General features: G+C 71.0%; 17 protein-coding genes and 1 pseudogene. 10 read left to right on the top strand and 8 right to left on the bottom strand.

Annotated features, from left to right (window positions below; translation table 11 throughout):
- Nucleotides 1-79: 79 nt before the first annotated feature.
- The 6 genes and pseudogenes from HW130_RS26655 to HW130_RS26630 form a co-directional block, all read right to left on the bottom strand.
- Nucleotides 80-1,456, bottom strand: a pseudogene (locus HW130_RS26655) (alpha-amylase family protein); the annotation flags it as partial.
- A gap of 410 nt (nucleotides 1,457-1,866) precedes the next feature.
- On the bottom strand, nucleotides 1,867-2,937 hold the full coding sequence (locus tag HW130_RS26650; RefSeq protein ID WP_177152268.1) for a LacI family DNA-binding transcriptional regulator: 1,071 nt from the start codon (nucleotides 2,935-2,937) through the stop codon (nucleotides 1,867-1,869).
- Nucleotides 2,925-4,574 carry a glycoside hydrolase family 13 protein gene (locus tag HW130_RS26645; protein WP_177152267.1) on the bottom strand — a complete coding sequence of 550 codons (1,650 nt, stop codon included), beginning with the start codon at nucleotides 4,572-4,574 and terminating at the stop codon, nucleotides 2,925-2,927. Before HW130_RS26645 ends, HW130_RS26650 begins: the two co-directional genes overlap by 13 nt.
- Nucleotides 4,575-4,620: 46 nt before the next feature.
- Nucleotides 4,621-5,532, bottom strand: coding sequence for a sugar ABC transporter permease (locus tag HW130_RS26640; protein ID WP_177152266.1), 912 nt, complete (start codon nucleotides 5,530-5,532; stop codon nucleotides 4,621-4,623).
- A 22-nt stretch (nucleotides 5,533-5,554) separates the two neighbouring features.
- Nucleotides 5,555-6,562 (bottom strand): carbohydrate ABC transporter permease, encoded by a 1,008-nt coding sequence (locus HW130_RS26635; RefSeq protein WP_177152265.1) that lies wholly within the window; start codon nucleotides 6,560-6,562, stop codon nucleotides 5,555-5,557.
- A gap of 107 nt (nucleotides 6,563-6,669) precedes the next feature.
- Nucleotides 6,670-7,941, bottom strand: a complete 1,272-nt coding sequence (locus HW130_RS26630; protein ID WP_177152264.1) for an extracellular solute-binding protein — start codon at nucleotides 7,939-7,941, stop codon at nucleotides 6,670-6,672.
- Nucleotides 7,942-8,290: 349 nt separating this feature from the next.
- On the opposite strand from HW130_RS26630, the gene HW130_RS26625 reads away from it, so the two are divergent.
- From HW130_RS26625 to HW130_RS26615, 3 genes are all read left to right on the top strand, one after another.
- Nucleotides 8,291-9,325, top strand: coding sequence for a LacI family DNA-binding transcriptional regulator (locus HW130_RS26625; RefSeq protein ID WP_177152263.1), 1,035 nt, complete (start codon nucleotides 8,291-8,293; stop codon nucleotides 9,323-9,325).
- Nucleotides 9,326-9,629: 304 nt separating this feature from the next.
- Entirely contained in the window at nucleotides 9,630-10,307 is a 678-nt protein-coding gene (locus tag HW130_RS26620; protein ID WP_177152262.1) for a TetR/AcrR family transcriptional regulator, read from the top strand.
- The gene (locus HW130_RS26615) at nucleotides 10,307-11,149 is read left to right on the top strand and encodes an endo alpha-1,4 polygalactosaminidase (RefSeq protein ID WP_177152261.1); all 843 of its coding nucleotides are present in this window, start codon (nucleotides 10,307-10,309) and stop codon (nucleotides 11,147-11,149) included. The genes HW130_RS26620 and HW130_RS26615 overlap by 1 nt, the downstream gene beginning before the upstream one ends.
- Before the next feature lie 75 nt (nucleotides 11,150-11,224).
- Here HW130_RS26615 and gdhA read toward each other — a convergent pair whose 3' ends face one another.
- Both gdhA and HW130_RS26605 read right to left on the bottom strand, forming a co-directional pair.
- Nucleotides 11,225-12,580 (bottom strand): NADP-specific glutamate dehydrogenase, encoded by a 1,356-nt coding sequence (gdhA, locus tag HW130_RS26610; RefSeq protein WP_177152260.1) that lies wholly within the window; start codon nucleotides 12,578-12,580, stop codon nucleotides 11,225-11,227.
- 225 nt (nucleotides 12,581-12,805) lie between these two features.
- Nucleotides 12,806-14,464, bottom strand: coding sequence for an FAD-dependent monooxygenase (locus tag HW130_RS26605; protein ID WP_177152259.1), 1,659 nt, complete (start codon nucleotides 14,462-14,464; stop codon nucleotides 12,806-12,808).
- 257 nt (nucleotides 14,465-14,721) lie between these two features.
- Here HW130_RS26605 and HW130_RS26600 point away from each other — a divergent pair, with 257 nt between their 5' ends.
- The 7 genes from HW130_RS26600 (at nucleotide 14,722) to HW130_RS26570 (ending at nucleotide 19,990) form a co-directional block, all read left to right on the top strand.
- Entirely contained in the window at nucleotides 14,722-15,843 is a 1,122-nt protein-coding gene (locus tag HW130_RS26600; protein WP_177152258.1) for a SchA/CurD-like domain-containing protein, read from the top strand.
- 74 nt (nucleotides 15,844-15,917) lie between these two features.
- Nucleotides 15,918-16,358, top strand: coding sequence for a cupin domain-containing protein (locus HW130_RS26595; protein ID WP_177152257.1), 441 nt, complete (start codon nucleotides 15,918-15,920; stop codon nucleotides 16,356-16,358).
- Nucleotides 16,355-17,623: a beta-ketoacyl synthase gene (locus tag HW130_RS26590; RefSeq protein ID WP_177152256.1), complete on the top strand. Its 1,269-nt coding sequence runs from the start codon at nucleotides 16,355-16,357 to the stop codon at nucleotides 17,621-17,623. The genes HW130_RS26595 and HW130_RS26590 overlap by 4 nt, the downstream gene beginning before the upstream one ends.
- Nucleotides 17,620-18,867: a ketosynthase chain-length factor gene (locus HW130_RS26585; RefSeq protein WP_177152255.1), complete on the top strand. Its 1,248-nt coding sequence runs from the start codon at nucleotides 17,620-17,622 to the stop codon at nucleotides 18,865-18,867. Before HW130_RS26590 ends, HW130_RS26585 begins: the two co-directional genes overlap by 4 nt.
- Nucleotides 18,868-18,878: 11 nt before the next feature.
- Nucleotides 18,879-19,136 carry an acyl carrier protein gene (locus HW130_RS26580; RefSeq protein ID WP_177152254.1) on the top strand — a complete coding sequence of 86 codons (258 nt, stop codon included), beginning with the start codon at nucleotides 18,879-18,881 and terminating at the stop codon, nucleotides 19,134-19,136.
- Between the two features lies 1 nt (nucleotide 19,137).
- On the top strand, nucleotides 19,138-19,617 hold the full coding sequence (locus HW130_RS26575; RefSeq protein WP_177152253.1) for an SRPBCC family protein: 480 nt from the start codon (nucleotides 19,138-19,140) through the stop codon (nucleotides 19,615-19,617).
- 40 nt (nucleotides 19,618-19,657) lie between these two features.
- Nucleotides 19,658-19,990 carry a TcmI family type II polyketide cyclase gene (locus tag HW130_RS26570; RefSeq protein ID WP_177152252.1) on the top strand — a complete coding sequence of 111 codons (333 nt, stop codon included), beginning with the start codon at nucleotides 19,658-19,660 and terminating at the stop codon, nucleotides 19,988-19,990.
- Nucleotides 19,991-20,016 lie beyond the last annotated feature (26 nt).

The following is a 20,016-nucleotide window of genomic DNA, read 5'->3' as shown; positions in this document are numbered from 1 at the left end:
GGATGAGATGTGAACGGGTGCGGAGTGCCGCCCCGCTCCGGGGAGGAGGAGCGGGGCGGCGGGAGTGCGGACGTCAGCCGCAGGAGCGTGCGCCGGCGTGCAGCGCGACCGCGGTGTTGGGGCCGAGGGTCGCGGTGAACTGACCGGAGCCGTTCACCGTGACCGGCCTGTTGTTCTGGACGTCGCAGTAGGTGCCCGACGGCAGCGAGGTCTGGAAGGTGCGGGTGAGCGACCAGGTCTCGTGGTTGATGGCCACGTACGCCTTGGAGCCGCGGCCGAAGGCGATCTGGTCGCCTCCGTTGTCCCACCAGTTGGTGACGGACTGGCCGCGGGAGACGTTGCGGAAGGCGACCATGGAGGAGATCTCGCGCCAGGCGTGCTGGCACTTCCAGCCGTCGCTCCAGCAGGCGTTGACGTGCCCGCCGGCCGGCGGTCCGGCGTCCTTGTCCGACCACTCGTAGCCGGAGTGCACGTCGGGCGACCCATACGGCCAGGCCAGCATGAAGACGCCTGCCAGGGTGTAGTCGGCGCCGTTCTTGTAGTTGAGCGTGTCGCCACCGCGCTCGGTGTCGTGGTTGTCGACGAAGACGGCGGACTTGGCGGACTCCATGTAGCCCCAGCCCTCGCCGTAGTTCTTCAGGTAGGCGAGGTTCTCGTTCTGGAAGACACGCTTGAGGTCGCGTGCGTAGCGGAACTCCTGCACGTCGCCGTTGCCGAGGTACTCGGCGGGCGAGACCGCCTCGCCTGCGCCGTGGATGGCCTCCTGCTTCCAGTACACGGACGGGTTCGTCAGCTTGGCCTTGACGGCCGCGAGGTCGCCGGCGGCCATGTGCTTGGCGGCGTCGATACGGAAGCCGTCGACACCGAGCGACAGCAGGTCGTTCATGTAGCCGGCGATCTTCGTGCGGACGTACTCCTCGCCGGTGTCCAGGTCGGCGAGCCCGACGAGCTCGCACTCCTGCACGTTCCAGCGGTCCTGGTAGTTGCTGATCTGCGCGGTGCAGTTGTTCAGGTCGTACCAGGAGTACAGCCCCGGGTAGTCGTACTTCCCGTACGAGGAGCCGCCGGTGCCGGTGCCCGAGCCGGCCGCCATGTGGTTGACCACGGTGTCGGCGACCACCTTCACGCCTGCCGCGTGACACGTGTCGATCATGTTCTTGAAGGCGGTCCGGTCGCCGAGGCGGCCGGCGATCTTGTAGCTGACGGGCTGGTACGACGTCCACCACTGCGGGCCCTGGACGTGCTCCTGGGGCGGCGAGACCTGGACGTACCCGTAGCCTGCCGGACCGAGCTGGTCCGTACAGGCCTTGGCCACGGACGCGAACTTCCACTCGAACATCACGGCGGTGACGTCCTTGTCGCCGGGCGGCGCGGCCTGGGCCGGTGCGGGGGCCGTGACGGCCGCAGCGGCTCCCGCCAGGACGGCGAGTGCAGCGGCCACGGTTCTGCGGGCCATGATTCCTCCTGCTCTTCAGGGAGGTGCGGATGCGAGGGGGCAGCCTCGTACGGTCAACGCGCCGTGCCCGCAAGGCCTTTTGAGAATTCTTGTGCAAGAAGACTGAAACTCGTTGCGGTCGAGACCGTACGACCCGCCGCGCGACCCGGTCAACCCTCTGGACAGGGGTTCATGACGGGCGGGGTGACAACCGGGAAACGTGGCCGTTCCGTGTCCGCAAACTCTTTCGCAAGTCATTGCAGCGGTGTTACGTTCAACCACGTCTCCGGACCGGCCCCTTACGCGGGCCGTGGATCCGGCAGGGCCGCTGGCGGTCACCCCGAGCGGGTGGCTTCCACGGGGTTCGCGCCGGCCGGGGGTCCCGGTCCGTGCCGGGCCCTACGCGCCCGGCCGGCCGGACCGATCCCCCGTCAGGCGCCGTGGCCGGAGGGAGCGCCCGTGGAGCCGCGCACCACGAGCTCCGGCTGGAAGACGAACTCCGTGCGCTGTACGGGATTTCCGTCGATCTCCTCGATCAGCGCGTCCACCGCGGCCGTCGCCATCGCCTGCACGGGCTGACGCACCGTCGTGAGCGGCGGATCCGTGAACGCGATCAGCGGCGAGTCGTCGAAGCCGACCACCGAGACGTCGCGCGGCACGTCGAGGCCGCGCCCGCGCACGGCGCGGATCGCGCCGAGCGCCATCAGGTCGCTGCCGCACACGATGCCGGTGCAGCCCGCGTCGAGCAGTGCGCCGGCGGCCACTTGGCCGCCCTCCACCGAGAACAGCGTGCGGCGTATGAGGTGCTGGGCCTCCTCGTGGGGTATGCCCAGCAGCGAGTGGAGGGCCGCCGTGAATCCCTCGGCCTTGCGCCGGGAGGGAACATACCGGGTGGGGCCGACGGCGAGGCCGATGCGTTCGTGCCCCAGCTCCACGAGATGGCGCACCGCCATGCGCGCCGCCGAGCGGTCGTCGGGCGAGACGAAGTGCGCGTCGACCCGCTCGTTGAAACCGTTGATGAGGACGAACGGCACGCCCCGGGAAGCGAGTTGCACATAGCGCGACGGGTCGGCCGAGGTGTCGGCGTGCAGCCCGGACAGGAACACGATGCCCGTGACGCCGCGTTCCTCCAACTGCTCCACGAGCTCGTCCTCGGTGGCACCGCCCGGCATCTGCGTGCACAGCACGGGCGTGTACCCGTGCCCGGCCAGTACCTGCTCGATGACCTGCGCGAACGCCGGGAAGATCGGATTGGTCAGCTCGGGGATGACGAGCCCGACCAGTCCGGCGCTGCGCCGCTTGAGCCGCACGGGCCGCTCGTAGCCGAGCACGTCGAGCGCGGCCAGCACCCGGTGCCTGGTCGTGGCGGCGACACCCGCCTTGCCGTTGAGCACCCGGCTGACGGTGGCTTCGCTGACCCCTGCCTGGAGGGCGAGGTCGGCGAGCCTCGGGACGGCGTGCGCGGCGTCGCCCCGAGGCGGAGGGACCGTCACACCGCCCACCAGGCGGTGGTGTCGGCGGGCACCTCGGCCGCCTCGCCGGTGACCTTCACCGTCGAACTGGCCAGCAGCAACTGCCCGTAGGCCGGCAGAGTGACGGGCTCGGACGTGGTGTTGGCGACGCAGACGAAGCCGCCGCGGCGCAGGACGAGCACGCCGTCGGGGGCGTCCAGCCACTCCACCGCGTCGCCCGCGCCGAGCTCCGGCCGTGCGCGGCGCACCGCGAGGGCGCTGCGGTACAGCTCCAGCGTGGAGTCGGGGTCGCCGGTCTGCGCCTCGACGCTGAGCGCGGCCCAGCCGTCGGGCTGCGGCAGCCAGCTGCCGCCGCTGCCGAAGCCGTACGAGGAGCCCTCGACGGTCCACGGGATCGGCACGCGGCAGCCGTCGCGGAAACCGTCCTGGCCGGCCGCGCGGAAGAACGACGGGTCCTGGCGCACCTCGTCGGGCAGGTCGGTGACGTCGGGCAGACCCAGCTCCTCGCCCTGGTAGATGTACGCGGAGCCGGGCAGTGCGAGCATCAGCAGCGTCGCCGCGCGGGCCCGGCGCAGGCCCAGCTCACGGTCGCCGGCCGTGCGGATCTGGGTGCCGAGTCCCGCCGGGTTGGCGAAGCGGGTGGTGTGCCGGGTGACGTCGTGGTTGGACAGCACCCAGGTGGCGGGGGCGCCGACGGGCCGCATGGCCGCCAGCGAGAGGTCGATCACGGCACGCAGCTCGTCGGCGTCCCACGGGGTGCCGAGGTACTGGAAGTTGAACGCCTGGTGCAGCTCGTCGGGGCGCACGTAGTTCGCGGTGCGCTCCACGGTCGGCGTCCACGCCTCGGCGACGGCGATCCGCTCGCCGGGGTACTCGTCGAGGATCTTGCGCCAGCTGCGGTAGATCGCGTGCACGCCGTCCTGGTCGAAGAAGGGCATGACGTCGTTGCCGAGCAGCTTGAGCTGGTCGTGGCTGCCGAGGTCGGGCAGGCCGTCGGCCTTGACCAGACCGTGGGCGACGTCGACGCGGAAGCCGTCGACGCCCATGTCGAGCCAGAAGCGCAGGATGGAGCGGAACTCGTCGGCGACGGCGGGGTGTTCCCAGTTGAAGTCGGGCTGCTCGGGCGCGAACAGGTGGAGGTACCACTCGCCGTCCTCGGTGCGCGTCCACGCCGGTCCGCCGAAGATGGACTCCCAGTCGTTGGGCGGGAGCTCGCCGTTCTCCCCCTTGCCGGGGCGGAAGTGGTAGCGGGCCCGCAGCGGCGACCCGGGCCCCTCGCGCAGCGCGCGCTTGAACCACTCGTGCTGGTCGGAGGAGTGGTTGGGGACGAGGTCCACGATGATGCGCAGGCCCAGGGCGTGGGCGTCGCGGATGAGCCCGTCGGCGTCGAGGAGCGAGCCGAACATGGGGTCGATGGCACGGTAGTCGGCGACGTCGTACCCGGCGTCGGCCTGCGGGGAGGCGTAGAAGGGGCTGAGCCAGACGGCGTCGACGCCGAGGTCCTTCAGGTACGGCAGCCGGCTGCGCACGCCTTCGAGGTCGCCCATGCCGTCGCCGTTCCCGTCGGCGAAGCTGCGCGGATAGACCTGGTAGATCACCGCGTCGCGCCACCAGCCCGGCCGGGTGCTGTCGAGGGTGTGCGCGGGGGCAGTGAGGTGCTGGGTCATGTCTTCCCTGAGTAAGAGATGGCGGACGGGAAAGGTCGGCGGCGCGTCAGGACTTCGCCGCGCCGGCGGTGAGGCCGGTGACCAGATGGCGCTGGACGAGGTAGAAGACGAGCGACGCGGGCAGGGCGATGAGGACCGCGGTGGCGGCCATCAGGTCCCACTGGGTGTCGTACTGGCTGACGAAGGTGGTCAGACCGATCGACAGCGTGTACTTGCCCTCGCTGAGCATGAAGACGGAGGCGTACGCGACCTCGCCCCACGCGGTGAGGAAGGTGTAGAAGGCTGCCACCGCCAGGCCCGGCCGGGCGAGCGGCAGGATCAGCCGGTAGAAGGTGCCGAACGGGGTGAGCCCGTCGACGCGGCCCGCCTCGTCGATCTCGTGCGGGATGGTGTCGAAGTATCCCTTGAGCAGCCAGGCGCAGTACGGGACGGCCGTGGTGCAGTAGACGAGGATGAGCGCCCCGTAGGTGTCCAGCAGGCCCAGGTCGGCAACGATCTTGTAGAGCGGCACCATCAGGATGGCGACGGGGAACATCTGGGTGACCAGGAAGGTCCACATCAGCTGGCGGTAGCCGGGGAAGCGCATGCGGGAGACGGCGTATCCGGAGCTGGCGGCGATGAACACGCCCAGTACGCAGGTCCCGAGGGCCACGATCATCGAGTTGCCGAACCAGGTGAGGAACTGGGTGTCGGCGAGCACGGCCGAGTAGTTCTCGAAGCTGATCTTCCCGGCGATCTCGTCGGGGTGCAGGAAGTCGGTCTTGTCCGGGCCGAGCGAGATCCAGGCGATCCAGCCGACCGGGAAGAAGGCGATGAAGCTCGCGACGATCAGCGTGGCGTGGACGGCGATCGAGGCGCCGCGGCTGCGCTCGCCGCGGCGGCGGGCGCCCGCCCGGTCGGCGGGACGGGCGGGGCGCTTCGACGGGGCTGCGGCGGGGCGTTCGGTGAGGGTGCTCATGTCGGTGGTGTCCTTGTCGGCATCAGGCGGCGGACTGCTCGTGGCGAGCGAGCCAGCGCCGGTAGAAGGAGGCGAAGACGATGAGCATCGACAGGATGATCACGCCGTACGCGGCCGAGCCGGCGTAGTCGCGCGGGTCCTGACCGAAGCCGAGGCGGTACGCCCAGGTGACGAGGATCTGCGCCTCGGGCGCGCCGGTCGCGCCGAAGAGCAGGAAGATCACGACGAACTGGTTGAAGGTCCAGATGACGCCGAGCAGGATCACGGTGGAGCTGACCGAGCGCAGACCGGGCAGCGTGACGTGGCGGAAGCGCTGCCAGGCGCTCGCGCCGTCCATCTCGGCCGCCTCGTACAGGTCGCCGTTGATGGACTGGAGTCCGCCGAGCAGCGAGACCATCATGAAGGGCACGCCGACCCAGACGTTGACCATGACGGCGGAGGTCCGCTGCCAGAAGACGTCGCTGAGCCAGCCGGGCTGCGGCAGATCGAGCCAGCCGAGCGCGGTGTTCAGGATGCCGCCCTCGTCGGCGAGGATCAGCCGCCAGGAGAAGACGGTGACGAAGGTGGGCACGGCCCACGGCAGGATCAGGACGAGCCGGTAGAACGTGCGGCCGCGCAGCTTGCGGTTGAGCAGCAGCGCGAGGCCGAGCCCGATGCCGTAGTGGAAGGCGACGCAGACGACGGTCCACACGATCGTCCAGACGAAGTGCGGCCAGAACTGGCCGTCGGCGCCCGAGAGGATCTCCGTGTAGTTGTCCGGGCCGACCCACGAGAACGAGTCCGGGATCTTGTTGACGCCGATGGTGCGGCCGATGTTCGTGCTGTCGGCGTTCGTCATCGACAGGTAGATGCCGCGGACGAGCGGATACAGCACCAGCACGCCGAGCACGAGGACGACCGGGGCCACCATGGCCCAGGCGTACCAGTTCTTCTCGTACGACAGCTTCATACGGGCAAAGAGCCCGGGGCGCCCGGGGCGCGGGGCGCGCCCGCGCTCGGCGGCGGTTGCGCCCTCAGCGGCGACGGTCATCTTCGGCACCTTCTCGGCGTTCTTCTCGGCAGTTGACTGCGGGAGTCGGTCGGGACGCGGCTGTGCGGCCGGCCCGCCCCGTCAGGAGGGCGGGCCGGCCGCTGGGCTCAGGAGTAGTCCTGGAGCAGCTTCTTGTAGGCCGCGGCGGTGTCGTCCAGGCCCTTCTGCACGCTCACCTTGTCCTGGAGGATCTTGGTGACGTTGGTCTCGAAGTCGGTGTACAGGGAGCTGTAGCTCGGGTCGGAGCCGCGCGCCTTGCCGCTCTCGGCCAGGACGGTCTGCATGTCGGCGAAGCCGGGCAGCGCCTTGACCTCGGCGGTGTAGGCGGAGGTACGGGTGGGCAGGGTGCTGTTCTTCAGCGCGGTCTTCGCCTGGGTCTCACCGGAGGTCATGAATCCGATGAACTTCTGCGCGGCCTTCTGGTGGGCGGCGTCGGAACCGGCGTAGAGCGCCAGGTTGTGACCGCCGATCGGGGCGCCCGCGGTGCCGGTCGAGCCGGCGGGCACCTTGGAGATGCCCAGGTTCGCGGCGTCCTTGAACGCGGCGCCCTTGTAGATGTTGGTGAGTTCCCACGGGCCCTGGACGATCATCGCGACCTTGCCGGTCGTGAAGGCGTCCTGCATGTGCGCGTAGGCGTCGGCGGAGACGTCGAGCTTGGCCACACCGTCGGAGGCCAGCAGGCTCTTGCTCGTCTCGACGGCCTTGGCGGCCTTGTCCGAGTTGACGGTGATCTTCTTGCCCTCGGAGTCGATGAGGTCGACGCCCTCGCCGTAGAGGAACGGCATCTGGTAGTAACCGGCCTTGTTCAGCCAGAAGCCGTCGGCGTCGGTCTTGGCGGCGACCGCCTTGGAGACCTTCTTCAGCTCGTCCCAGGTGGTGGGCGCCGCCTCGAAGCCCGCCTTCTTGAGGAGGTCCTTGTTCCACATGAGCGCGAGGGTGTCGGTGACGATCGGCGCGCCGTAGGTCTTGCCCTCGTACTGCGCCTGCTTCAGCAGGGCGGGCGTGATGTCCTCGGAGTTCTTCAGGGCCTCGGTGCCGTCGAGCGGGGCGAGGAACTGCTGCTTCGCCCACGCACCGGTCCAGCCGACGTCGGCACGGATGATGTCGGGGGCGCCCTTGCTGCCGGCAGCGGTCTGGAACTTGTTCTGGGCCTGGTCGAAGGGGACGTTCACGTACTTGACCGTGATGTCCTTGTTGGCCGCCTCGAACTCCTTGATGAGGGCCTTGTAGTTGGGCGCCTCGTTGGTCGCGTTCGAGGTGTCCCACCATGTGATGGTGACCGGGCCCTCTGCCTTGCTCTCTCCGCTGCCCCCGCCGCACGCCGTCGCCGAGAGGGCCAGTGCCGCTACCAGCGCGGTGGCCGCTATGCCACGCCGCATGTGAACTCCTTCAACTCTGCCCGGGAAGGGCGGAGGCGATGTCGCGCCTCCCGCCGACCGCTCCCTCGCGGCGCCGGGTTGCCAGGAACGTAACAGGGCTGAAAAGCATCGGAAAGACCTTGCGGCAAATTTCTGCAAGGACGGGTGATCGTTACATTCGCGTGTCCGGAGAGTTGCCGTCGGATCGCTTGACGCCGGTCCCGACACAGGGTGCGCCCCACTGCAAGGCATCCGCAAGGGGCCCGCAAGGCTTTGCAGGTCCCTGATCCGGTTCTTGCGTCGTCGCCCCGGAACCGACTGAATCCCGTGCGTGGTGGGCAATCCTCCATACGACCGGTACAGTCCTGACATGACCGCGCGGCTCGCCGACATCGCAGCCCAGGCGGGGGTCAGTGAAGCCACAGTCAGCCGCGTGCTCAACGGCAAGCCCGGTGTGGCCGCGGCCACCCGTGAGTCCGTCCTTGCCGCACTCGACGTGCTCGGCTACGAACGGCCCGTGCGGCTGCGCCAGCGCAGCGCGGGCCTGGTCGGCCTGATAACCCCCGAGCTGGACAACCCCATCTTCCCCGCCCTGGCGCAGGTGATCGGCCAGGCGCTGACCCGCCAGGGGTACACCCCCGTCCTCGCCACCCAGACGCCCGGCGGCTCCACCGAGGACGAGCTGACCGAGATGCTGGTCGACCGGGGCGTCTCCGGGATCATCTTCGTCTCCGGCCTGCACGCCGACACCACCGCCGACATGGAGCGCTACGACCGGCTGCGCGCCCAGGGCGTGCCGTACGTCCTGGTAAACGGCTTCTCCTCCAAGGTGCAGGCGCCCTTCGTCTCTCCCGACGACCGGGCCGCCATGCAGCTGGCGGTCACCCACCTCGTCTCGCTCGGCCACACCCGGATCGGCCTGGCCCTCGGCCCCAGGCGGTTCGTGCCCGTGCTGCGCAAGATAGAGGGCTTCCAGACGGCGATGAAGGAGCGGCTGGGCCTGTCCCCCGAGGAGTCGCAGGAGCTGATCCAGCACTCGCTCTACACGCTGGAGGGCGGCCAGGCGGCTGCCTCCGGGCTCATCGCGCGCGGCTGCACGGCCATCGTGTGCGCGAGCGACATGATGGCGCTCGGCGCGATCCGAGCGGCGCGGCAGCAGGGGCTGCACGTGCCGAAGGACATCTCGGTGGTCGGCTTCGACGACTCGCCGCTCATAGCGTTCACCGATCCCCCGCTGACCACGATCCGCCAGCCCGTTCAGGCCATGGGCCAGGCCGCGGTCCGTGCGCTGCTGGAGGAGGTCGGCGGGACGCCGGCTCCCCACAGCGAGTTCGTGTTCATGCCCGAGCTGGTGGTCCGCGGTTCGACGGCGTCCGGAACGAAGAGGTCCGGCTCCGACCGGTGAGCGGCCCCGCCCGAGGGCGGCGCGCGGCCTCGTGTACGGCTCCGGCCCCCGACGAGCCGGTCTCCCACGTCGACTCCGACAACGCCGGCGACGCCCGTCGTCCGGCCGCCGTTTGCCGTCCGCCGGAAGACCGTGACGATCACGGGCCGCCCGGACATCTCCGTGGCCCGGTGCCGGCCGGCCGCCGCATGCGCCGGAACCGTCTGCGGGCGGCGGTGGGCTTCTTGGGCGGCCGCCCCGCCCGTGCCACCATGAAGATCCGTCCGCGGGACCCGCCGCGCGACCTTGGCCCCGAGGTACTGCTGTGACGAAGCCCGCCGCCCGCGAGCCGCTGAGGCGCAATTCCCGCTCCAACCGCGCCCGCATCCTCGCCGTCGCACGCAGCGAACTGGGCTTCAGCCCGGACACCACGCTCGAGGAGATCGCGCGGGCCGCGGGTGTCGTGCGCCGCACCGTCTACGGCCACTTCCCCGGCCGCCGGGCGCTGCTCGAGGCGCTCGCCGACGAGGCCGCCGCGGCACTGCGGGAGGCGGTCGGTACGTTCGCGGCGACGAGCGCCCCGGGCGAGACCGCGGAGCGCGCGCTCGCCCGTTTCGTGCTGACGATGTGGCCGGTCGGCGACCGCTACCGCATGCTGATCGCCCTGGCACGGCGTGACCTGGGCGTCGAGCGTGTCACCGGGATCCTGTCCCCCACGCGCACGACGGTGCAGACGATCCTGGAACGTGGCCGGGCGGCCGGGGTGTTCCCCTCCCCCGTCCCGGCGCCCGCGCTGAGCGCGGCCCTCGAGTCCCTGACACTCTCGCTGCTGGAGAGCGTCAACACCGGTGCCTGGAAGGACGACGGGCGGGCGACCGCCGTCACGACGCTCATCGCGGCGGGAGTGCCCGCAGGGCAGGCGGAGGCCGAGGTGCTCGCGCTCGTCGCGCAGCCGGGGATCATGCCCGCTGGTCGAGCCGCGGACCCCGGAGCAGGGAACTGATGCGCCCGTTGCCCAGGACCCGCGCCGCGGCCACCGCCGCCGTCCTGCTGATGCTGCTGAGCGCGTGCTCCGCGACCACGGACCCCCGTCCGCGTCCCACGGCGCCCGGTCCCGACGAGGACGGCGTCCGCCGTCCGGCGGCGGGCGCGGTGTTCGACTACCAGTTGGGCGGCGCCTATCGGCCGACCGACGACGTCGAGGCCGTCTCCCGCGACCGGGGCGCCGAGCCCGTGCCGGGCCTGTACAACATCTGCTACGTCAACGCCTTCCAGACACAACCCGGGGCCGCCGTCGCCTGGTGGCGGAAGAAGCACCCGGACCTGCTGCTGCACGGGCGCGACGGCGAGTTGGTCGTCGACGAGGACTGGGACGAGCCGCTGCTCGACCTCTCCTCGGCCGCCAAGCGCCGCTCGCTGCTCGGTGTCGTGGGGCCGTGGATCGACGGTTGCGCAGAGCGCGGATTCGACGCGGTCGAGCCCGACAACCTCGACTCGTACACCCGCTCGGACGGCCTCCTCAGCGAGGCCGACGCCATCGCCTTCGCCCGGCTGCTGGCGGACCGGGCCCACGCGCGGGGGCTCGCGATCGCCCAGAAGAACACCGCCGAACTGCTCGATGGGCACGAGGACATCGGCTTCGACTTCGCGCTCGTGGAGGAGTGCGCGCGCTACGAGGAGTGCCCCCGCTTCACGCGCGCGTACGACGGTCGCGTGTTCGACGTCGAGTACGAGCAGGAGGACTTCGCCACCGCGTGCCGCACATGGCCGCGCCTGTCCGTCGTGCTGCGCGACCGCGACGTGCACCCCGCGGGCGAGCCGGGTCACGTCCGCGAAACCTGCTGAACTCCGCCGAACCGGGTGCTCCGCCCCAGGCCCGCCTCCTGCATCTGGCGGGCCGGGGGCCGAGCCCCGGACGGATCAGACCAGGCCCTGGGCCAGCATCGCGTCCGCGACGCGCTCGAAGCCCGCGATGTTCGCGCCGGTCACGTAGTCGCCGGGGACGCCATAGCGCTCGGACGTCTCGTAGCAGATGCGGTGGATGTCGCTCATGATCAGGCCGAGTTCCTTCTCCATGCGCGCGGGCGTCCAGGAGTCGCGGGAGGCGTTCTGGCGCATCTCCAGGGCGCTGACCGCGACGCCGCCGGCGTTGGCCGCCTTGCCGGGGCCGAGGGCGACACCCGCGTCCTGGAGGATGCGCACCGCCTCGGGGGTGCAGGGCATGTTGGCGCCTTCGGAGACCGCGCGCACGCCGTTGCGGACGAGCGTGAGGGCGTGCTGCGCGTCCAGTTCGTTCTGGGTGGCCGAGGGGAACGCGATGTCGGCCGGCACGTCCCACACGCTGCCGCCGGGCACATAGCGGGCGGAGGACCCGCGGCGGTCCGCGTAGTCGCTGACGCGTCCCCGTTCGACCTCCTTGACCTGCTTGAGGAGTTCGACGTCGATGCCCTTCTCGTCGACGACGCAGCCCTGGGAGTCGGAGCAGGTGACCGGGTGCGCGCCGCTGCTCGTCAGCTTCTCGATCGTGTGGACGGCGACGTTGCCGGAGCCGGAGACCACAGCCGTCAGGCCCGCGAGTTCCTCGCCGCGCAGGCTCAGCATCTCGGCGGCGAACAGCACGCTGCCGTAGCCGGTCGCCTCGGTGCGGAACGCGGAGCCGCCCCACGCGAGTCCCTTGCCGGTGAGCACCCCCGCCTCCCAGCGGTTGGTGATGCGCCGGTACTGGCCGAAGAGGTAGCCGATCTCGCGGGTGCCCACCCCGATGTCACCCGCCGGCACATCGGTGTGCTCGCCGATGTGCCGGTGGAGTTCCGTCATGAACGACTGACAGAAGCGCATGACTTCGGCGTCCGAGCGGCCGCGCGGGTCGAAGTCGCTGCCGCCCTTGCCGCCGCCGATGCCGAGTCCGGTGAGGGCGTTCTTGAAGATCTGCTCGAAGCCGAGGAACTTCACGACACCGAGGTTGACCGAGGGGTGGAAGCGCAGCCCGCCCTTGTACGGGCCGAGCGCGCTGTTGAACTCCACCCGGAATCCCCGGTTCACGTGGACCGCGCCGTGATCGTCCTGCCAGGGCACCCGGAACATGATCTGCCGCTCGGGCTCGCAGAGCCGCTCGACGAGCCCCGGCTCCGCGCACTCGGGACGCGCGGCGAACACGGGGTCCAGGCTCTCCAGAACCTCCCGGGCCGCCTGGTGGAACTCGGGCTCGCCCGGGTTGCGGCGTTCCAGTTCGGTGCGGAGGGCGGCCTGCCGGTCCTTCGCGGGTGAAGCTGTCACAGCGTGTCCCTTCCTGCCCGGCCGGCGCGGTCGGTGCCCGGCCGGGACGGTGGTCCGGTGTCGTTGCCGGCGAGGAGTACGGCCGTACGGCCCCGGGTGTTCACGCGGGCGGGACCCGCGGAACAGTCCCCGGCTCCTTGCCGGGTGCCCTTCCGGCCGGGCTCCGGCACGGGAAAGGGGAGGCGGCAAGCCGCCTCCCCTCGGACGCTATCAGGCGTGCGCGGCTCAGCCACGCCCCGTCGGCGAACGGTGGAGCACCGACTCCAGCACGTCGGACAGCACGGCTTCGGGGTCGGGTACGGAGCCCGGCGAGCGCCAGGCGACGAAGCCGTCCGGCCGTACGAGGAGGGCTCCTTCGCCGGTCGTACCGTGCGCGGCCCGCCAGTCGACGCCGGTCTCGGGCACCAGGTCGGCACCGGGGCCCTCGCCGATGCGGTACACGTCGAGCGGGACGCGCAGCCGGGCGGCGGCGTCCACCCCGGCCGCGTGCCAGGCGCCGCCGCCGGGGCCCGCGTCCGTCAGCAGGACGAAGGAGCGCTCGTAGAGGTCGAGGGTGGACACCATGCCGCTCTCGCCGCCGCGGCGCACCCACAGGTGCGGTGCGCGGCTGCCGGGTTCACCCGTGAGCTGCAGCCCCTGGGGAACGATGGGCACTTCGGGGTCGGCGCCCAGGACCGCACCGCTGCGGTAGCGGTAGCCGAGGGCGACCGTCAGCATTCCGCTCTGCTTTCCGCCGCCGCCGGGGGCGGGCGCGTAGCCGGGGTGGCTGTGCTCCTCGGAGCGGACGGAGGCCCGCTTGCTGGTGGCCACCGCGACCGGCCGGCGCTCGGCGTCGTAGGTGTCCAGCAGGCCGGGGCCCGCGTGGCCGCGCAGGACGGCGGCGAGTTTCCAGGCGAGGTTGTGGGCGTCCTGGATACCGGTGTTGGAGCCGAACGCGCCGGTCGGGGACATCTCGTGCGCGGAGTCGCCCGCGAGGAAGACACGGCGGTCGGCGTACCGTTCGGCGACCCGCTCGGCGGCGTGCCAGGGCGCCTTGCCGGTGATCTCGACGTCCAGGTCGAGGGCGCCGGTGGCGCGGCGGATGTGCGCGATGCAGCGCTCGTCGGTGAAGTCCTCGAGCGTCTCGCCGGTCTGGGGCTGCCACGGCGCGTGGAACACCCAGCTCTCGGCGTTGTCCACCGGCAGCAGGGCGCCGTCGGCCGCCGGGTCGGTGAGGTAGCAGACGATGAAGCGGCGGTCCCCGACCACGGCCGCGAGGCCGCGCGAGCGGAATGTGATGCTCACGTTGTGGAACAGGTCGCCCGGCCCCGACCGGCCGATGCCGAGCCGTTCGCGCACCGGGCTGCGCGGCCCGTCGGCGGCGACGAGGTAGTCCGCGCGCACGGTGCCGAGCCGGCCCGTCATCCGGTCCTCGACGACCGCCGTGACGCCCCCGTCGTCCTGTTCGAAGGAGCGCAGTTCGGTGGAGAACCGCAGATCGCCGCCGTACTTCGTGGCGTACTCCAGGAGCACCGGCTCCAGGTCGTTCTGGCTGCACACGCACCAGGGGGCCGGGCTGAAGCGGGACGCGCCGCTGCTGTGCTGCACCTCCTTGATCAGCCATTCGCCGCCACCGCCGGTCAGCGAGGGCGTCTGGAGGATGCCGTGGTTCTCGGCGAGGACCCGGCCGGCTTCACGGATGGGATCGTCCACGCCGGCCGTGCGGAACAGCTCCATGGTGCGCACGTTGTTGCCGCGGCCGCGTGGGTGCATCGAGGTGCCCGCATGTCGCTCGACCAGCATGTGCTCGATGCCGAGCCGGCCGAGGAAGAGGGACGTGGACAGGCCCACCAGGGAGCCGCCCACGACGAGGACAGGGACGCGTACTTCAGCCTGTTGTTGCATCGATCAGCTCCTGCTGCGGCCGCCGGGAAGTAACGACGTTTCCATGCCCGCGGGAAGGCGCTTCGGGTCGCCGCTTCACCCACCTGGTTCACACATCTCGCGCCACCGGTGGTACGTGGCGAGGATCGAGACCGGACCGCCACAGCCGTTGACGGCGATCGACGGACCGTACGCACCGGATCTCATGCTCGGGATCTTCCGAGGACCGATGTCGTACGCGGGTGTGGCGGGCTCACTGTCCAAGGAGAGGCGTGACCATGACGACGCTGTCCGAACGTATATCCCAGTCGGCCTTCGACGGCTCCCGGCTGCGCGTGGTACTGATGCTCGATCTTTACGACGGGGCACAGCAGCAGTTCCTCGCCGCCTACGAGCACATGCGGCACCAGGTGGCGTCCGTCCCCGGCCACATCTCCGACCAACTGTGCCAGTCCATAGAGAACCCGTCCCAATGGCTGATCACCAGCGAATGGGAGAGCGCTCCGCCGTTCCTCGCCTGGGTGAACAGCGAGGAGCACCTGGAGACCGTCCAGCCGCTCCACGACTGTGTGCGCGATACCCGGTCCTTCCGTTACAGCGTGCTGCGCGAGACGGACGGGGCACGCACCCCGGTCTCGCAAAAGCGCCGCACGGGCACGCAGCCGGCGCCCCGCGTCGGTGACGGCGTGGTACGCCACGCCCTCACCTTCACGGTCAGGCCGGACTGCGAGCACAAGGTCGCCGAGATCCTCGCGGGATACACCTCGCCCGAGGCCCGGGTCGACGACACCACCCGGCTGCGCCGCACCTCCCTCTTCATGCACGGCAACCGCGTCGTGCGGACCGTGGAGGTGCAGGGTGACCTGCTGGCGGCACTGCGGCACGTGGCCCGCCAGCCCGAGGTGCGGGCGGTGGAAGAGGCCATCAACCCGTATCTGGAGCAGGACCGCGACCTCGACGACCCGAAGTCGGCACGCGTGTTCTTCACGCGCGCGGCTCTCCCTGCCGTCCACCACCTGGCCACGACCGGCGGCAGGCCGCAGGACGTCGTGCGGCACGGCCTGTACTACCCGGCCAAGAAGGGGTGCGGCATGGCGCTGGCCAAGCTGCTGGCCCAGCAGGACGAGGCCGCCGCGGACGTTCCCGCAGGGCTCATCGACAGCAGCACCGTCTTCCAGCGCGACGACATCGTCGTACGGCTCGTCGACGCACGCGGTCCGCTGGACACCGACCCGCTGCTCGCCCTCGGCGCGCGCGGCCCCCGCAAGGCCGACGTGCTGGCGCGCCTGCTCGATCTCGAAGTTCTCGGTGTGGACGGGTCGCTCACCGACGAGAAGGTGGCGGCGCGCCTCCTGGAAAGCGCCGACATGCGTCTGATCACCGACCGCCACGCTTCCTGAACCGCGCCCGTCCGAGCGGAGCCGGGCGCCGCAGACCGCGGCTCCCGACTTCCGGCCCTGTGGAGGAAACAGTCATGAGCACAAAGCACCGCATCGTCGACCTCAGCGAGACCCAGCCCAACCGCCGGCGCGGTGGTGACCTGCGCGCCATGCTCACGCCCACCGTGGTGGGGGCGACGAGCGGCTTCATGGGTCTCGCGATCGTCGAACCCGGAGACCGCATCGGCGAGCACTACCACCCGTACTCGGAGGAGTTCGTGTACGTGGTCGCCGGCGATCTCGAGGTCGATCTGGACGGCGAGACGCACCCGATCCGGACCGACCAGGGGCTGATGATCCCCCCGTACGTGCGCCACCGGTTCCGCAACGTGGGCCGCACCGAGGCCCGCATGGTCTTCCACCTGGGGCCGCTGGCCCCGCGCCCGGAGCTCGGGCACGTCGACACGGAGGAGACCCCCGCCGCGGAGGGCACCGCGGCGGGACGGCCCTCCGAGCCCACGGGAGCGGTTTCGTGAACCGACGTGTGGCGGTGACCGGTGTCGGCATCGTCGCACCCGGAGGCGTGGGCGCCCCGGCGTTCTGGGGCCTGCTCGCGGACGGCCGGACCGCGACGCGGGGCATCACCCTGTTCGACCCGGCGGGCTTCAGGTCCCGTATCGCCGCGGAGGTCGACTTCGATCCCGCGGTCCACGGCCTCGACGCCCAGCAGGTGCAACGGGCCGACCGGTACGTGCAGTTCGCCATGGTCGCCGCGCGCGAGGCGCTCGCCGACGCCGGTCTGGACATGGGACGGGAGGATCCGTGGCGGATCGGGGTGTCCATGGGCACCGCGGTCGGCGGCACCACCCGGCTGGAGCACGACTATGTGGCGGTCAGCAGCACGGGCCGCCGCTGGGACGTCGACCACAGCGAGGCGGGGCCGCATCTCCACCGGGCGTTCTCACCCAGTGCCCTCGCCTCGGAGATAGCCGAACTGACAGGCGCGCACGGACCGGTGCAGACCGTGTCCACGGGCTGCACGTCGGGGCTGGACGCGGTGGGTTACGCGTTCCACGCCATCGAGGACGGCCGGGTCGACATCTGTGTCGCCGGCGCCTCGGACTCGCCGATCTCCCCGATCACCGTGGCGTGCTTCGACGCGATCAAGGCGACGTCGCCGAACAACGACGACCCGACGCACGCATCGCGCCCGTTCGACGCCCACCGCGACGGGTTCGTGATGGGCGAGGGCGGCGCGGTCCTCGTACTTGAGGAGCTCGAGCACGCCCGTGCCCGCGGTGCCCGCGTCTACTGCGAGATCGGCGGCTACGCCACCTTCGGCAACGCCCACCACATGACCGGTCTCACTCGCGAGGGCCTGGAGATGGCGCGCGCCATCAACCACGCCCTGGACCACGCCCGGCTGGGCGGGTCGGACGTCGACTACGTCAACGCCCACGGTTCCGGGACGCAGCAGAACGACCGGCACGAGACCGCCGCGGTCAAGAGGTCGCTCGGGCAGCACGCGTACGAGGTGCCGATGAGCTCCATCAAATCCATGGTGGGCCACTCGCTGGGCGCGATCGGCGCGATCGAGGTCGTCGCCTGCGTCCTGGCACTCGTCCACCAGACGGTGCCGCCCACAGCGAACTACGAGACGCCCGACCCCGAGTGCGACCTGGACTACGTGCCACGCACGGCACGCGAGGCGAAGCTGCGCACCGTGCTGTCGGTCGGCAGCGGGTTCGGCGGATTCCAGTCCGCGGTGGTGCTCACCAGGCCAGGTGGGAGGACACCATGAGCCCTCGTCAGAGCCGTCGCCCCGTCATCAGCGGCATCGGAGTCGTCGCCCCCGGCGGCGTGGGCACCGACGCCTTCTGGAAGGCCACGCGCGAGGGGATCAGCGCGCTCGACCGCGTCACCCGCGAGGGCTGCGAACACCTGCCGCTGCGCGTCGCGGGCGAGGTGCGGGGTTTCGACCCGCAGGCGCTGGTCGAGCAGCGGTTCCTGGTCCAGACGGACCGGTTCACCCACTTCGCGATGGCGGCCGCCGACATGGCGCTGGCGGACGCGCGGCTGAACCCCGGGAGTCAGGAGGAGCCGTTCGCCGTCGGGGTCGTCACGGCGGCCGGGTCGGGCGGAGGCGAGTTCGGCCAGCGCGAGCTGCAGCGGCTGTGGGGCCAGGGCTCGACGTACGTGGGCCCGTACCAGTCCATCGCCTGGTTCTACGCGGCGAGCACCGGCCAGATCTCGATTCGCGGCGGCTTCAAGGGGCCGTGCGGTGTCGTCGCCAGTGACGAGGCCGGCGGGCTCGACGCCCTGGCGCACGCCGCCGGGGCCGTACGGCGCGGCACCGACAGCGTGGTCGTCGGCGCGGCCGAGGCGCCGCTCGCGCCGTACTCGGTCGTCTGCCAGCTCGGCTACCGGGAGCTCAGCACGTCCGACGAACCGGATCGGGCGTACCGCCCGTTCACGGCGCACGCGTGCGGGTTCGTGCCCGCGGAGGGCGGCGCCATGCTCGTCGTCGAGGACGAGGCCGCCGCCGTCGCGCGCGGCGCGGTCGTGCGCGCCGAGGTGGCCGGGCACTGCGCGACGTTCACCGGCGCCTCGCGCTGGGAGGAGTCCCGCGAGGGGCTCGCCCGGGCGATCCGCGGGGCGCTCGACGAGGCGGGCTGCGCGCCGGAGGAGATCGACGTGGTCTTCGCGGACGCGCTGGGGCTGCCGGACGCGGACCGCGCCGAGGCGCTGGCCCTCGTCGACGCCCTCGGCCCGCACGGCAGCAGGGTGCCGGTGACGGCGCCCAAGACCGGCACCGGCCGGGCCTACTGCGGAGCGCCGGTGCTCGACGTCGCCGCCGCGGTGCTCTCACTGGAGCACGGCCTGGTCCCGCCCACCCCCCATGTGTTCGACGTCTGTCACGACATCTCTCTGGTGACGGGCACGGCACGGCCCGCCGCGCTGCGCACGGCACTGGTGCTGAGCCGGGGACTGATGGGTTCCAACGCGGCGCTCGTGCTCCGGCGCGACGCCGACAACCTCTCGTGAAGGAGGATCGCATGACCGCACAACTGACCGTCGAGGAGCTGTCCGCGCTGATGAAGAAGGGCGCCGGCATATCCGTCGACCCGGCCCAGATGGACAGCAACCCGGACATCCCGTTCGAGGCGTACGGCCTCGACTCGCTCGGCCTGCTCGGCATCGTCGGCGAGCTGGAGAACCGGTACGGCCGGGCGCTCCCGGTGGAGGCCGACCGCTGCAAGACACCGCGCGAGTTCCTCGACCTCGTCAACGACACTCTGATGGCAGGAGCCTGAAATGGCCGGGCACACCGAGAACGAGATCGTCATCGACGCGCCCCTGGACCTGGTCTGGGAGGTGACCAACGACGTGGACCACTGGCCACAGCTGTTCACCGAGTACGCCTCCGTGGAGGTGCTCGAACGGGACGGCAACCGGACGGTGTTCCGGCTGACCATGTACCCGGACGAGAACGGCAAGGTCTGGAGCTGGGTCTCGGAGCGCGAGGCGGACCGGGCGGCTCTCACGGTGCGCGCCAAGCGCGTGGAGACCGGACCGTTCGAGTTCATGAACATCCTGTGGACGTACGCCGAGACGCCGCAGGGCGTCCGGATGCACTGGACGCAGGACTTCGCGATGAAGCCGGACGCTCCCGTGGACGACGCGTGGATGACCGACAACATCAACCGCAACTCCCGCATCCAGATGGCTCTGATCCGGGACCGCATCGAGCAGCGTGCCCGCGTCCGCGAGACCGCTCCGGTCACGCCGAACTGACGGCCCTTTCCCCCCGACGGCATCCGAAGGGACGCCCCCGATGCACCAAGCACTGATCGTCGCCCGTATGGCACCCGGGTCCGCGCCGGACATCGCCGAGGTGTTCGCGGCCTCCGACAGCGGTGAACTGCCGCACCTCGTCGGCGTCCGGCGGCGCAGCCTGTTCCAGTTCGGCGACGTGTACCTCCACCTCATCGAGGCCGACCGGCCCCCCGGGCCGGCGATCGCCAAGGTGACCGAGCACGCCGCGTTCCGGGACGTCAGCGAACGCCTTGCGGCCTTCGTCAGTCCCTACGATCCGCAGACCTGGCGGAGCCCGAAGGACGCGATGGCCACGCAGTTCTACACCTGGCAGAGCGACAAGGACGCCTGAGCGCGCACGACACCAGCAGCCGGCCC

The sequence above is a fragment of the Streptomyces sp. PKU-EA00015 genome (assembly GCF_013387495.1).
In the GTDB taxonomy this organism is placed as follows: domain Bacteria; phylum Actinomycetota; class Actinomycetes; order Streptomycetales; family Streptomycetaceae; genus Streptomyces.
Note: the sequence above shows the minus strand (reverse complement) of the source record. Positions and strands in the feature narration are given on the sequence as shown.